The organism is Atopobium sp. oral taxon 416 (genome assembly GCF_018128285.1).
Lineage (GTDB): Bacteria > Actinomycetota > Coriobacteriia > Coriobacteriales > Atopobiaceae > Olsenella_L.
In genome coordinates this window covers 1,737,367-1,751,702 of record NZ_CP072380.1, presented here as the reverse complement: position 1 = coordinate 1,751,702, position 14,336 = coordinate 1,737,367, and the positions used below count along the sequence as shown (strand labels likewise).

General features: G+C 51.6%; 12 protein-coding genes and 1 pseudogene. 8 read left to right on the top strand and 5 right to left on the bottom strand.

What is annotated here, in order from left to right:
* Window positions 1-577 precede the first annotated feature (577 nt).
* From J4859_RS09215 to J4859_RS09205, 3 genes are all read right to left on the bottom strand, one after another.
* Window positions 578-1,141 (bottom strand): transcription repressor NadR, encoded by a 564-nt coding sequence (locus tag J4859_RS09215; RefSeq protein ID WP_212329267.1) that lies wholly within the window; start codon window positions 1,139-1,141, stop codon window positions 578-580.
* Between the two features lie 96 nt (window positions 1,142-1,237).
* Window positions 1,238-2,107, bottom strand: coding sequence for a carboxylating nicotinate-nucleotide diphosphorylase (gene nadC, locus J4859_RS09210; protein ID WP_212329266.1), 870 nt, complete (start codon window positions 2,105-2,107; stop codon window positions 1,238-1,240).
* A complete protein-coding gene (locus J4859_RS09205) occupies window positions 2,100-3,455 on the bottom strand; it encodes an L-aspartate oxidase (RefSeq protein ID WP_212329265.1) in 1,356 nt (451 codons plus the stop codon). Before J4859_RS09205 ends, nadC begins: the two co-directional genes overlap by 8 nt.
* Window positions 3,456-3,842: 387 nt before the next feature.
* Here J4859_RS09205 and nadA point away from each other — a divergent pair, with 387 nt between their 5' ends.
* Window positions 3,843-4,760: a quinolinate synthase NadA gene (nadA, locus tag J4859_RS09200; protein WP_212329264.1), complete on the top strand. Its 918-nt coding sequence runs from the start codon at window positions 3,843-3,845 to the stop codon at window positions 4,758-4,760.
* Window positions 4,761-4,895: 135 nt separating this feature from the next.
* Here nadA and J4859_RS17710 read toward each other — a convergent pair.
* Together J4859_RS17710 and J4859_RS16945 are read right to left on the bottom strand one after the other, a co-directional pair.
* Window positions 4,896-5,105: pseudogene (locus tag J4859_RS17710) on the bottom strand (transposase); the annotation flags it as partial.
* Between the two features lie 219 nt (window positions 5,106-5,324).
* Window positions 5,325-5,651, bottom strand: a complete 327-nt coding sequence (locus tag J4859_RS16945; RefSeq protein ID WP_212329262.1) for a transposase — start codon at window positions 5,649-5,651, stop codon at window positions 5,325-5,327.
* Between the two features lie 126 nt (window positions 5,652-5,777).
* Between J4859_RS16945 and J4859_RS09185 the strand changes: the two genes are divergently transcribed.
* The 7 genes from J4859_RS09185 to J4859_RS09165 all read left to right on the top strand — a co-directional run bounded on the left by J4859_RS09185 (window position 5,778) and on the right by J4859_RS09165 (window position 12,738).
* Complete coding sequence (locus J4859_RS09185) at window positions 5,778-7,148, top strand: ISL3 family transposase (protein ID WP_212329260.1); 1,371 nt, start codon at window positions 5,778-5,780, stop codon at window positions 7,146-7,148.
* A 786-nt stretch (window positions 7,149-7,934) separates the two neighbouring features.
* Window positions 7,935-8,588, top strand: coding sequence for a hypothetical protein (locus J4859_RS09180; protein WP_212329258.1), 654 nt, complete (start codon window positions 7,935-7,937; stop codon window positions 8,586-8,588).
* Between the two features lie 1,024 nt (window positions 8,589-9,612).
* Window positions 9,613-9,801: a hypothetical protein gene (locus J4859_RS09175; RefSeq protein WP_212329256.1), complete on the top strand. Its 189-nt coding sequence runs from the start codon at window positions 9,613-9,615 to the stop codon at window positions 9,799-9,801.
* 34 nt (window positions 9,802-9,835) lie between these two features.
* Window positions 9,836-9,907, top strand: a complete 72-nt coding sequence (locus J4859_RS17705; RefSeq protein ID WP_371812244.1) for a hypothetical protein — start codon at window positions 9,836-9,838, stop codon at window positions 9,905-9,907.
* Between the two features lie 1,060 nt (window positions 9,908-10,967).
* Window positions 10,968-11,096: a hypothetical protein gene (locus tag J4859_RS16940; protein ID WP_256436707.1), complete on the top strand. Its 129-nt coding sequence runs from the start codon at window positions 10,968-10,970 to the stop codon at window positions 11,094-11,096.
* Between the two features lie 33 nt (window positions 11,097-11,129).
* Window positions 11,130-11,525 carry an alpha/beta hydrolase gene (locus tag J4859_RS09170; protein ID WP_371812243.1) on the top strand — a complete coding sequence of 132 codons (396 nt, stop codon included), beginning with the start codon at window positions 11,130-11,132 and terminating at the stop codon, window positions 11,523-11,525.
* Window positions 11,526-11,544: 19 nt separating this feature from the next.
* A complete protein-coding gene (locus tag J4859_RS09165) occupies window positions 11,545-12,738 on the top strand; it encodes an MFS transporter (RefSeq protein WP_212329252.1) in 1,194 nt (397 codons plus the stop codon).
* Window positions 12,739-14,336: the final 1,598 nt, after the last annotated feature.

Below are 14,336 nucleotides of genomic sequence, written 5' to 3'. Positions count from 1 at the left end.
GGATAGAGAAGATGCCTGCACACTCAAGTCTTTCTCGTCCTTGCAAACCTTACCCATGTGCATCTTTTGCCGGCAGGCTGCACCTCCCGGCTCCTAGCATCGCCTGATCCGTCTTGGGGCCTTATTGCGGTGCATGGGGCAGGACAAATGCCAAGATGGCGGCTCCTGCACGTGCTGGATGAGCATCCTTCCCTGCCTTCCCCGCATACCGGCCTAGAAAAGCCGTGTGGTCGGTCCCCTTTAACACGTTATGGGGCATTAATCATCGTTTCCCTAGAATCAGGGGAGTCTGGCCTGCTGGCAGCACCCATGCTCCTATAAGGTCATGGCGGGCCTTCGGGATACCCGCGGCAGGGCGCGGCAAGTCATTTCAAGGTCAGTCCTTGCGACGACGGTTGGTGTATGGGCCAGCGCCCTGTCGCAAGCCATTATGATGGGAGCATACGCTCCCACGGTCGACTTTGCGCGAGTGTCGGCGCAATTGCAACCGCGATATCATTATCAGTGTGACGCTCCTATGCTGATATAGATGAACCAACGATTGGGATACAATCGGGCATACGTCAATCAAGAACTCTTAGGCTCTTTGTTCCAGATGCTTTTCCCAGAAATTGACTGGCTCATAATCGCTGAGTGGAGCTAGGAATCCTTTCTCCTGTAAGCGGTCCTGAATCAGGTCGAGAATTTCCTCGCTGTCGGCCTCAATCGTGTGGTAGTGATATCCGGATGTTATGTTAAGAAGCTCACTCGACTTTCCTGATGAAATCTCTTTCATATACACGGCCACATCATAGCGCGAACAAATTTTCAGATCAGTGCGGATCAGGCCGTAGACACGATGGTATACAAATACATCCTGGAATCTACCACCTAGGTCGACTACCAGATTCAATTCTTCCTCTGTTTGATCTTCTGTGTGACGCACCTTGAACACTCTCTGGTGAGTGGTCTTTTGTTTCTGCAGGACGTAGCCCCTGTTCGTTGATACAATATCCAAACCGTTTGCACGCAAGAGCGCGATGTCTTGTACGATGACCTGACGGCTGACATGAAAATGTGCTGCCAGTCTTTTTCCGGAAAGCGGTCCCGTGCTGGTAGACAGAAGTTTTTCAATCTCTTCTCTACGCAGTTTGGTTTTCAAGATATGCTACCCCCACTTCCTGTTATACCGAGAAACCATACGTTCATCGTCTGGCTCAATACGTCCCCAAGCTTTCCCGTATGTCCATCCTCACCGCTATCGGCGTTCCCTATTTTTTTGGCGAAGGTGTTTCAGAGACAGGTCGAGGATCGGCGCGGAATGAGTAAGCGCCCCGCATGATACATAATCGATGTCGAGGTCACTATATCTATCCAGATTGTCGAGTGTGACATTGCCCGACGCTTCAATCTCCGCGTGCCCGGCAATTACTCTTACCGCTTCTGCCATCTGTGCGTGGCTCATATTGTCAAGCATGATGATATCGGCCCCCGCATCGAGCGCCTCCTTCACCATCTCGAGGTTTTCCGTCTCCACCTCGATCTTGTGGACAAAGGGTGCGTAGTCTCTTGCCGCTGCCACGGCCTGCCGGATTCCTCCTGCCGCGTCGATATGGTTGTCCTTCAGCATGATTCCATCCGACAGGTTGTAGCGGTGGCTGTATCCTCCGCCCACCCTAACCGCATATTTCTCGAAGATCCGGTTGTTCGGCGTGGTCTTTCGCGTGTCCAGCAGCCTGATCCCGGTGCCCTTCAGCTTCTCCACCATACGATGCGTATATGTTGCGATGCCGCTCATGTGCTGCAGGTAATTGAGCGCCGTGCGTTCTCCCGACAACAGCACACGGATATCTCCCTGTACGGTGGCCACGTGTATGCCATTCGCTATGTGATCGCCGTCCTGTTTATTCCAGGCGACATCGATTGTAGGGTCGAGCAGTTCGAATGTCCTCTGGAAGACCTGCACTCCGCAGAGGATTCCGTCTTCCTTTGCAATCAAATTGACCGTTCCTGGTTCTGGTTGTGGCATGACGCTGTTCGTCGACATATCGTCGCTTGTAATATCTTCTCTCAGCGCCGATAGAATCAGTGGGTCTACGTTCAGTTTCAAAGTAGCTGGATCAAACATGTCTTATCTCCTCTGATTTGGTCTCTGATTCTTTATCCGTCAGACCCTCGACTTGCATATTCTTGTCGGCCTTTTCAATTTCCTGTCTCACGAGGTCCTTGGAGCGTTTCTTCAGAGCCGCCTCATTCTTATACAAAGAAAGGTCGACCTCCTCAAAGAGCTGCGGGTTGTGTTTCACGTTACCGTAGGAGATCATGAGGTCGTTTGCGGCTCTGCCGGCAAACACCATGGACTCAAGCAGCGAATTGCTGGCAAGACGGTTCTCTCCGTGAACGCCGTTGCAGGCTGTTTCTCCTACGGCATACAGACGGTCCATCGAGGTCTTGCTCCAGTGATTGACCCAAATGCCGCCCATGTAATAGTGCTGGGCGGGGACGACAGGAATTGGCTCCTTATCGGGGTCGTATCCCATCTCGAGGCAGTGCTCTATGATGTTCGGAAAGTGTGCGTGGCGCTCCTCTAAGGGGATTGTGCGCAGATCCTCCCAGACGAACTTGGTGCCGTCTTTCTTCATCTGCTTTTTAATTGCGGCCGTCAAGAGGTCACGGGGGAGCAGCTCGTCGGTAAACCGGTGCATATGTTTGTCATAGAGCTTTGCCCCTTCTCCTCTGACTGACTCAGAGATCAGAAACGAACGGTCCCTGGGATTATCCGTATAGAGTGTTGTCGGATGGATCTGCACATAGTTGACATCCTTCAGGCGTAAACCGTGGCGGATTGCCACTGCGAGCCCGTCTCCCGTAAGGTGGCGGTAATTGGTCGAATGCTCATACAGCCCTCCAATGCCGCCGGTTGCCAGAATTGTGAAGTCTGCCTGGACTGTGTCGAGCTCTCCGTTTTCTTTCTTGATAATCGCACCGTAGCAGGCGTTGTCTTGTTCCACGAGGTCCAGCATCGTCGTGTGCTCGAGGAGCGTAACGTTGGGGCGTGCGGTGACCGCTTTAAGGAGGTGACTGGTAATCTCTTTTCCTGTTTCATCTTCATGGAAGAGAATGCGCTTGTGCGAGTGCGCTCCCTCTCTGGTGAAGTCGAGGTGACCGTGCTCGTCGCGGTGAAAGTCCACGCCGCAGTCAATGAGGTCATGGATGACCTTCTGTGAGGAGCGGATCATAATATCAACGGACCTTCGGTCATTCTCATAATGCCCGGCACGCATCGTGTCCTCAAAGTAGCTGTTGTAATCCGATTCATCTTTAAGCACACAGATACCGCCCTGGGCGAGAAAACTGTCACACGACTCCGCATCCGATTTCGTTATGATCAGGATCTTCCGGTCTTTCGGAAGCTTCAACGCCGTATACAGGCCTGAACAGCCAGATCCGACGATCAAAATATCTGTATTCAGCATGGCATGTTAAATCCTTTCCTGAATAACAACAATCAAACACTTACACTCTGTGAAAACCGTGCGGTTACTAGTAGGGGGGCGGAGTACCCGTTAACCCGCTAGAATTATGTCTGGCAGTTTTCTGTAGTATCGTGGCGTCACTGTAACATGTTAAAAAGTATATGACAAGACACCTATCAATATAAATATTTACAATAAACTTGACAGCTAAATTTCCGAGTTCTATAAATAACACTGTGAGAGAGGAACAGATGATGCATTGTCATCTATCCATGGGGTGAGAATCCGTCTGAGGCTTTTAGGATTTTGCTCCTCAATGCGCTCCTTGCATAGGGAAGGTATCACTGCGTATTGGAGATAGTTCAGAGTACTTACTCGGGGGATTACATGAATACGAGAGAACTGCAGGATGCAATCATAGAACTTAAGAAACAAAACGATGTCTGCATCCTGGCGCATGCCTACCAGAGCCAGGACATCTGGGACGTTGCCGACTATATTGGGGATTCCTATGGACTGAGCGTGCAGGCATCAAAGGCTCCTCAAAAGACCATTCTCATGTGCGGTGTACGCTTCATGGCAGAAACCGTAAAAATGCTTTCACCTCAGAAAAAAGTTCTGCTCGCAAATCCCATGGCTGGCTGCCCGATGGCCGACCAGATGGACAGAACCGACGTCCTTAAACTCAGAAAACAGTATCCGAATGCCACAATTGTTGCCTACATCAACACCACGTCTGACCTGAAACGTGCCGTCGACTATGTTGTTACGTCTTCCTCTGCTGTCAAGATACTGAAGCAAATCCCCAATAAACAGATTGTCTTCATTCCGGACTGCAACTTGGGATCATGGTGCGAAGAACAAGTACCGGACAAGGATTTTGTTCTCGTAGATGGTGGGTGTCCGGTGCATATGCTCATAACCGAAGACGATGTGAAAAGCATGAAGGCTGCCTATCCTCATGCAGAGCTCCTGGTTCATCCGGAGGTCACTGCGGAAGTCCGCAAGTATGCAGGCTACATAGGAAGCACAACCGGCATCATGAAGTATGCGCAGGAGAGCAAAAACAAGGAGTTCATTATAGGTACTGAGAATAGTATTGTGCAGCATTTGCAGTTCATGTGCCCGGATAAGGCTTTCTATCCGCTGTCAAAGGAAACGGTCTGTCACAACATGACGCTGACAACTCTGATGGATGTCTACTACGCGGTAGCGGGCAAAGGCGGTGAAGTCATAGACCTGGATGATCAGGTCCGCATCGAGGCACTTCGTCCAATTGAAAAGATGGTAGAACTGGGAGGCTAAACCTGAACTGAACCCCAAGGTGTAGGCAGAAATAAGACTCTTCAGGCACCCCTGTGGGTGAGAGACGCCATTTTCTCCAGTAGCTAAGCCGCTTTCGCTGGTATAGGTTTTCGGTTAGGAAGTGGAACACAGATATCAGAACATACGAGATATACCATATCTATCATGTTTCTGTATATTCCGGAATCCATATGCCTTGCGAACAATCAGCTTGATCTTGTTGTTGGTTGCCTCAATCCTCGCACTGCTCAGCCCCAGTCGGATCGTATTCAGGATATGATCCTTGTGGCGCCTGATCTTCTCATACAGGTCGTAGAGTGCCGCTATTCTGCTGTAGCTCTCCCACCTGAGCCAGTATTTTCAGACTCGGCTTCAATCTGCGTGATATCGGTTGATTTCAAAAGCAGATGCAAAGATTCTTTCAGACACTATGCCTGCTACAGCTTCAAATCATTTGCCTAAATCATATCCAGACGGATCTTTTTGTTCTGCGTCAGGGGATTTGGCGATTGCGTCAAATATTTTGTGTAAACACTATATTTCCTGATCCGTGTTATATGCGGCCTAGGCAGACATAAGGCTTTTGACCTGGTCGCCTGAGGCAGTTCCGGGCATTGCATCTTGCTGTCTTTTATCGAACATCTGCAGGATCTCTGCGGAAGCCTGTTGGAACCCGCACTGCACCCTGTCTGCATAAGAGCGGTTCAGCTCACTGTAATAGCAGCAGACAAAGCGCTCCAGGGCGTCTTCATTAGGGAACTGCTCCTTGGCCTTGGATTTATGTTTCAGCCCTTTATTACTCCGTTCAATAATGTTCGTAGTGTAGATGCTCTTCCAGATCGCTTCTGGAAAATGATAAAACGTAAAATAGGCTCCCGTTATACCGGTCAAAAATACGGTTCAATCCTAAAAGCTGTGGGCGGATGCCAGCGGCGTAGCGCCCTCAGAGACAGAAGAGTGGCCATCCTCTAGAATCTTGCATCGCAACATGTAGACTCCGAAGAAGGATGGAGCGTAATGACAAGTGTAGCATCTGCGGCAGCCCAGCTGCCCGCCGTTTCCCATGCCGATGAGATGTGTGCTCCCGGCTTCCTCCGCATTCCCTCCCATCTGGACGGATTCATGCAGACAGGAGAGCCTAAGGAGAGCGTGCGCACCGAGGAGTTCGGCACCTCGGCCAGACGATGCAGCAGGCCGGTGCAGATCCTCACGGTCCCAGGCAGGCTGGCTGCGAGGGAAGCCCCCTCATGCCCCTGCTGCAGAAAGGCCATGGAGGGCAACGGGCAGGTCCCCATTGCGCTTCGGCACCTCCCTTTGGGCATGGAGAGGGCAAGGGTCGAGGTCTTGCGGCCAAGATGGGCATGCAGGGAATGCGGGACTTCCAGCATCGAGGGTGTTCCCTTCAGGGCGCCAGGCCAGCGCATCACGCTGCCTCTCCTCACGTTCGTGTGTGACCTGCTTGCCCTGGACCAGACCCTTAAGGCGGTATCGCTCATGGCAGGCCTTAACAGGAACGTCGTGAAAAAGATCGAGCGCGCGAGGCTCTCTGGGCTCTACACGGAAGGCGAAGGCAGCAGGCTGAAGCTCAGGAAGCCCAAGCGGCAGGCCCGCTATCTGGGCGCAGATACGTTCAAGCTGCACAATGCCCGCCGCTGGGCCACCGTGATCATCGACCTTAAGACCGGCCACGTCCTGTGGCTCGCCTATACGAAGAGGAAGCAGGTCGTGTATGACTTCTGCGACTTCGTGGGCAGCGAGTGGATGTTGTATGTGGAGGCAATCGCCTGCGACATGAACGCCGACTTCGAGCGCGCCTTCCTTAAGCGCCATCCGCATCTGGACATCGTCTACGACTACTTCCACCTCATCAAGAACTTCAACGAGAAGGTCATCTGTAAGGTCAGGAAGGACGAGCAGGCAAGGCTTAAGGAGGAGAGCAACGCCGAGGCCGTGCGTGCCCTCAAGCACTCCACATACATCCTCATGTCTGGTGCGGACACAAGGAAGAGGAAGGAGCGGGATGCACGGGCCGGCAAGGTGGTATCAAGGGGAAGCGCCCTCTTCGGCAAGGAGGAGGTCCTGCAGAAGGGAGGAGCCAGGAAGCGCTACAAGGAGCTGATCTCGCAGAACGAGCTCCTCGCCGCCTGCGACATCGTGGGTGAGATGCTCAGCAGGGCCTACGGCTACCGGCAGGAGAAGCGCATGCGCGATGCCATGGAGAGGATAGTCGAGGTCTGCCGCGGCACGAAAGACAGGCACTTCGGGTGGTTCGCCAGGCTCGTTGAGAGCCACATGGACGGCATCGTCGCGCATGCCAGGCACCATATCAGCAGCGGCAAGGTCGAAGGCACCAACCAGATGATCAAGACGCTCAGAAGGGCAGGCTAGGGATACCCTAACGACGAGTACTTCTTCCTCAAGATATTCGATGCGAGCAGGCGCTACTCGAAGCCTTCCGGGGCTGCGGCATGATAGGCCCACACACAGGTTTCAGGACTGAACCATCTTTATGATCTTGTAGAGCGTCAGCTTCGCGTTCGTAAAGACCGTCCCGGCGAGTGCTCCATATCTCAGATGGCACTTTGGGTATCTGTGTGCGCTCGGTGCTGGAAGTTCCGTCCAGCCAGGCATCCATGCATTCGCATCTGGGGCATGCGAACGTCCGCCCTCCATTTGGCAAGGAGGCCATCCAGCGTGTCTGTACCGTAGTTCTTACGGCATAGCCGCACGGTGAGTGCGCCCCTGAGCTCGGCGAGGTCCTTATCTGCGAGGCTGTCAACAAAGGAGTGCAAGGTCGTTGGCTGCGCACTCCATGCGCCCTTCCAACATCTTGGTTTTACCTGGTCGGCTATCTTCCCAAGATGTCGCCAAACAAAGTAGAAGATAGCCTTTCAGGCGACTTTGTTTGGCGGGGGGCAATCATATCATGGATACATCTGCAGCTGGCCTTCGACCATCACCCAACTCGTAGACCCTCGTAACTATGAAATAAAGGCTGCCTGGCGTTATTCCCGACAGTGGCTCCGACTCGCTTGTTAGCCTCATGGCTCTATAAGGTGTGTGTCGCTTTTTTAACGTCCCAAGAAAACATCTAGTATGAAGCTGAGCACGACTTCACGTACGTACTTGTTAACTAACGTCTCGCTTTGGCAAGAGGACTAGAAAGGGAACAGCATGAGGCACCCTAAAGGATTTATCGTCGTGTTAGTTGCCGTTGCGCTGGTCTGTATATTTTGCATAGGCCACGGTAGTGCACTGATGCCATCTGAGACGAAAGAGGAATTGCAGCAGGTGCAGGGGGAGAACCAGAAACAGCAAGAAGAACAGGATGCACAGGCATCAAAACCTTCTTCTCAAAAATCAGTGGGTTCAGTCACAGCCATTGGTGATTCCGTTATGCTCGGTGCCGCCCCTGCTATTCAAGAGACGATCCCTGACTGTGTTGTTGATGCCAAGGAGTCCCGCCAGGTCAAAGAAGCTATCGAAATCGTGAAGTCCCTTGAACAGCAAGATACATTGGGTGACACGGTCATTATTGCTCTTGGAACCAACGGACCCTTTGATGTATCCACCGGACAGGATCTTATTGATCAGATTGGTAAGGATCGGACTATCTATTGGGTAACTGTATACGGAGAATATCTCCAATGGCAGGATGAATCTAATGATGCTATTAATGCGTTAGCGAAACAAAATTACAATGTGTACATCATAGATTGGGCAGGAGCAGCGGTTGACCATCCAGAATGGTTTTGGAAGGACGGTATTCACTTGAGGCCGGAAGGGCAAAAAGCCTATGCTCAATTGCTCCTCACATCAATTTCGTAAGGTTCTTAAATACTACCAATAACGCCGGTCCATCTGCTGATAGAATTCATATGCTACACTGGCAGATAGGTGGATTAGTAATCCTCTTTTGGTTGATCGTGTTCATAAAGGTGGAGTATTGAGCGATACGCTGGTCTGTATGTCTGATGGATAGTTTTGTTAGCAGGATCGGACTATGTGCTGTCAAATGAGACTACACAAGAGATAATTTTCAACACTTTCAAGGTGAATCTACGCTCTGAGTGCAACAACTAATTACGAGGTAACGACCTACGTACGACCTAAGATGGTACTTGCAAAGACATCACCTTGGAGGCAGGCATGGGCCGCTACAGCCATCTTAGCATCGAGAAGCGCGAGGACATCATGGTTTGCTGGAGGGACCAAGAGGGCATAAAGTCAGATCGCGAGGGAGGTCGGTCGTCTCCAGGCAGATCAAGTGCAACAACAGCGTGACGAGCGGCGGTGCTGGTACAGGGCCTCCCCGGCAAGCGCAGGGCCGACGCCAGGAGGCGCTCGAGGTGGCAAAGGCTCATGGACGACCCTAAGGAAACGATGATTAATTCGGCTCGATGAGGTCGCTGGGGCCACACGCTGTATGACATCGGCTCAAAATGTCTCGAACCACGCAGTGTCCATATCCACATAGATGCCTATCTGCCTGCGGATATGTTATAATTACAGCAACGTATTCCAGCATATCCAAAAGGCAGATATGGACAGATAGATGAGCTTTTAGGACCTTAAATCCTAAGGTCTTAGGAAGAAGACCCGGCGAGAGGCATTCCTGGAGCAAATGGATGTAATCGTTGTGTGGGATAGCTGGATTGCACTGGTAGAACCCAGCTACCATTCTCAGGCGCGTGGCAGGCATGTGCGCGCTGTAAAGACGATGCTTTGAGATGTATCCTGCTTTAGGTTATGTTTGCTCTCTTAAGACGAGGGAACTTAAAGATGCTATCCTGGATTGCCACTCCTGGTGGCACTTCTGTGCACGTAGACCTCATGTCTGAGCAGGTGCCAGATGCAACGACACTTGCGAAGATGCGCCATAGCCTTAAAGCGAGAGGGACTCGGCAAAGCTATGCTTCACGACCTGAACTTAGAGCTCGAAAAGGCAGGGATCATGATGCGGGGTGGCTCCATGGTGGATGCGGCCTTCATCTGGGCCTTAAGCTTCACAAAGAACCAAGACCACACACGTAACCCTTAAGGCGCACCAGTCCAAGAAAGGGGGATCCTGGCGTATCGGATACAAGGCGCATATCGGCGTAGACGCTGGCAGCGGCCTTGTGCATGGTGTGGAGACGATCGCCTAGAATGTATCCGACATATCCTGTGGCACATGCACTCGTAAGAAAGTATGGCAGGTTCTGCTGCGCAGACTTTAGGCTATATAGGTATAGCGAAGCGCCCTTAAGGACGCAGCAGACCCACACCTCTCATCTATGCGCTAAACCATGCGCTAAAGCGTTGCAAGGAAGCCTTCGACTACAGAGGGCCTTGCCTGTGCACTCTTCTCCGAGAAGGGCATCGAGTCCAGGAAGGCATCCGTTCGCTCAAAGGTAGAGCATCCCTTCCTTATCGTGAAGCGCCGCTTCTGCCCCTTAAGGAAGCGCTACAGAAGGATAGAGAAGATGCCTGCACACTCAAGTCTGCCTCGTCCTTGCAAACCTTACCCATGTGCATCTCTGCCGGCAGGCTGCATCTCCCGGCTCCCAGAGTCGCTTGATCTATCTTGGAGCCTTCTTGCGGTGCATGGGGCAGGACAAATGCCAGGATAGCGGCTCCTACACGTGCTGGATGAGCATCCTTTTCTGCCTTTCCCGCATTCCGGCCTAGAAAGGCCGTGTGGCCGGTCCCCTCTGACACGTTATGGGGCATTAATCATCGTTTCTCTAGCGGGCTGTGGAGTCGGGTTCACTCGGCTGTGAGCTTGTCGACCACCTCAAGACTGCAAGGCTGCTTAAGCACCATGGCAAGCGCAGGTGCAGGAAGGGTTTTGAGGAGAGAGGCGGGGCAAAGAGTTCGAATGCGCCGAGGGACTCCAGGAGGTGCTTAGGGTCTCCGTCTTCTTCTGCCTGCCCCACCACCCCTGGGAGCGGGGCACCAATGAGAATACCGACGGGTTCTTCAGGGACTGGCTCCCCAAGGACAAAAGCCTCGATGACGCCATAGGTGCCGAGGTTCAGAAGGCCTACAATTCACTCAACCGAGGGCTGTGCAAGCGCCTGAGTTGGAAGTGCCCTGGGAGGTCCACTACCACAAGACGTTGCACTTGCTCTGAGGTTTTACCAGGGTAAATGTTCTCGGTAGTAGATACTATCAAATAAGGTACGTCAGTCCAGCTAATAAGGAATCTTGGGGAGGCAGATCGCTATGGCAGTCGATCAAAAAGTTTTAGATGCAGTTCAACAGATGTGGCACGACTGGAAGGAAAGCGATGATAGACGTGACAGCGGCTTGCCACACGTTTATGAAGGCGTGACGTGCCACGACAATCTCTAGTATGGCAAAGACCCGAAGTGGAATGCGTTCGACATCTACACCCCGAATGATGTTCAAGATGAAATTCCCGTGATCATCGAGATTCACGGCGGCTGGGTCTATGGTACAAAAGAGATGTACCAATATTACGGGATGGGCATGGCTCAACGTGGCTTTGCATTTGTCAATCCTTCGTATGTGTTTGGTCCTGACGTAACGTATCCCGGTGAAGTGGATCAGGTGATGGAATATATCGGTTGGGTAGACCAACATGCCAACGATTACAACTTGGATCGGAACAATGTCTTTGTTGAGGGTGGCTCAGCGTGCGGACAGATGGCTGAACAATTAGATGCCTTGGTTACCAATCCTGAGTATATGAAGAAAATGGGCTACACAATGTCCATCCTAACGTTCAAAGCTTTCTTACTGAATTGCGCAAACACTTAGTCAAATAGGAGACGGAGCCATGAGGAAGAAGAGACCAACAAGGGTTCAGGATACCGTTATCTTCAAAGTTTCATTGCTGTCAATCTCACTGTTCCTGATTATGGCTCCGGCCGTATCACCGGCTCTGCCATTAATGTACAATGCCTTTCCCGGGGTAGATCAAGCAGGCGTAGAGATTCTGGTAACGATTCCCAATCTCGGTATCATTATCGGTCTGATCATCAGTCCTTTTTTAATAGCGGCGATCGGTGAAAAAGCAACGGTTTTGGCCGGCCTCATTGGTACGTTGCTGACAGGCACCTTCCCCATGTATGTTTCTGCCTATATACCGATCTTGATCTCCAGACTCTTGATTGGTGTGAGTATCGGGCTATACAACTCACTTGCTTTGTCGTTGATCCCACGGTTTTACCGTGATGATAAAGGCGAACTTGCAACGATGGTTGGTTTTCAAAATGTCACAGGGAGTTTGGGAGCTGCGATTGCTTCGTTTTTGATCAGTTGGTTGATCACTATCAGCTGGCATGCAGCGTTTGCTGTTTTCTTCTTAGTGATTCCGGTATTTATTGTATTCACCCTCTTCGTTCCGCTTCCGAAAGATAAGAACCAAGAGCAAGGCTCAGCCCAGCCCAAAAAGAAGCAACATATCACGAGCGAGATTGTTTTAATCGCGGTATTGATGTTCCTCTTCTATCTGTTTTACATGCCAGTCTCATATAAATTGCCAGCCTTTGTTATCGCTGAGCATCTTGGGAGCATCAGTAATGTATCAACGCTCACCGGCGTTTTTAATCTGATCTCTATTCCAATTGGTGCATCATTCGGTTTCTTCTTTAAGAGATTGCACGATAAACTGTTTCCGCTTGGCTGTGCAACGATAGCTTTAGGCTTCTTCATCACTACGTTCAGCGTTAACTTCGCGATGCTGATCGTCGGCACCCTCATCATTGGCATTGGCTTTGGCTCGACGACCCCATACCTGTATAATTGGCTTGATCTGGCGGCTCCCAAAGATTCTGTTAATCTGGCAACCACGATTGTTTTGATCGTTGTCAATATCGGCTGTGGCATTTCACCAATGGTCATCAACGTGATGTCTTCAGACCCTAAACAGGACTTGCTGATATCAGCTTGCTTTTTTGCGTTGGGCACTATCTATGGCCTGATCCACTACTTTCATGTTCGTAAGAGCACGGTTAACACCATTATTTAACTCGGTGAATTAGCATTCTGAGTGCGACAGGATAGCGCCAGGCAGAGGTCGTGGCGCACTCCCGAAGGCTGCGATGTTGGTTGTATAAGCCATCATCGAACGTCGAGGGGAAATGCACCATTACACTTATCTTAGCGCCGCTGAGCACAACAAGATCGCGAAGATGTACATCAGGTACTACTCACCCAGCAGCATCGCAAAGGCATCAGGCAAAAGACAGCTCCAGTGTGAGCCGCAAGCTTGAAAGGAACAGCCCACAGGAGAGGCTATGGTGCCTGCGTGGCTCCAAAGGAGGGCAAGTGCGCACCGCGATGCCTGCAGGGCACGCAAGAGGCTGGCTGCACAGGTGAGGCCGCTTCATCGTAGATGAGCATTGGTCGCCCGAGCAAGTGGTGGGCAGGATCTTGTATCGTGAACTTTGTGACCATCTAGCGCGCGACTTTGGCGCCCTGGACTCTCCCCGCACCCAACCAAACGAGCGACTGGAAGGGGAGGTGCCCTGCGAAAAGGAGGGGCAAGATCTAGGTCTCCCAGAAGCTCTTAGAAAGGCTAAGGGAGGCCTTCTGAGCGCTTCTGTCTGGGTAAGTAGGCAAACGACACTGTCATGGGGCCAACCTCTGCGTGCCTGTAGGTCTGCCCGAGTGCTCCTTGTGGCTGCTCGTGGGCAGCAAGGGCGTGTGCGCTACCCAGCTCAGCGTCCTTGAGGGGGTTTCGCTCAAGACGATGACACCTGGTTGCGCCAAGCAGCTCTCCTGGCAGGGCTAAGGTCGCAAAAGCCTTGGGAGGTGTAAAGTTTTGCTTCTGCGAGCCGCACCACCTGTGGCAGAAGCCAATAGTTAAGAACACCGATGTCCTCATCTGTGAGTTCTTCCCCTAAGGGTGTAGCGACTTTTCCTAGGTCTCACACAAGGAGGTGCAACATGTCTTCGATCTGATCTGTGACAGGCCAAGAAAGGTATTAGACTACAGGGCAGCCAACGAGGTCTTTAGGGAGATGGTGCACTCAGCTTGACAATCTGCCTCTTTATTGTGGTATTGATCGTTTCCTATCTGCCTATTCTCGGAATAACGAAGTGACAAACTGGAGACGTCTATGTCCGGAGAAGCCGTGATCGTGCTTATCACTATGGTGGCGTTCATTGCGTTATACGTGGGCATCGGGGTCTACATGATCGTGATAGGTAGACCTAAATTGCTGTATGGGTATCTCTGTGGAAACGCTGACGATAGGGATCTGCCAAAGCTGGCGCGTCTGTGTGGGTATGGTGTACTGTTGGAGACACTGGGTATTGCGTTCTTTTTGTCAATAGGGGAGCTACAACGATGCCCTGGATTCCCGTATGGATGGGAAGCGGCGGCATCCTCGTTGTCGCAGGGATTGTGTTTGCCGGTTACCTTGGTGTGCAGCTCGGCGCGATTATTCACTACAACGGGTCTTTGATCCCCTGATCGGTATATCAGTCTTATCGATTCACCGTTGCGTGCATGAGCGGTTTGGCAGCACGTGAGATATCGTATCGCTGTGCTGATACTTCACAGCCTCAAGGACATAAGTTGCCTTCCGTCTATTGCTCGTAGATAGAAGGCAACTCGACAGA

What these genes read in the sequence shown, in the direction of transcription:
- nadC (WP_212329266.1), bottom strand. Translation starts at nt 2,107, where the DNA reads ATGTTTGATCCAGCTACTTTGAAACTGAACGTAGACCCACTGATTCTA.
- J4859_RS09205 (WP_212329265.1), bottom strand. Translation starts at nt 3,455, where the DNA reads ATGCTGAATACAGATATTTTGATCGTCGGATCTGGCTGTTCAGGCCTG.
- nadA (WP_212329264.1), top strand. Translation starts at nt 3,843, where the DNA reads ATGAATACGAGAGAACTGCAGGATGCAATCATAGAACTTAAGAAACAA.
- J4859_RS09185 (WP_212329260.1), top strand. Translation starts at nt 5,778, where the DNA reads ATGACAAGTGTAGCATCTGCGGCAGCCCAGCTGCCCGCCGTTTCCCAT.
- J4859_RS09180 (WP_212329258.1), top strand. Translation starts at nt 7,935, where the DNA reads ATGAGGCACCCTAAAGGATTTATCGTCGTGTTAGTTGCCGTTGCGCTG.
- J4859_RS09175 (WP_212329256.1), top strand. Translation starts at nt 9,613, where the DNA reads ATGCAACGACACTTGCGAAGATGCGCCATAGCCTTAAAGCGAGAGGGA.
- J4859_RS16940 (WP_256436707.1), top strand. Translation starts at nt 10,968, where the DNA reads ATGGCAGTCGATCAAAAAGTTTTAGATGCAGTTCAACAGATGTGGCAC.
- J4859_RS09165 (WP_212329252.1), top strand. Translation starts at nt 11,545, where the DNA reads ATGAGGAAGAAGAGACCAACAAGGGTTCAGGATACCGTTATCTTCAAA.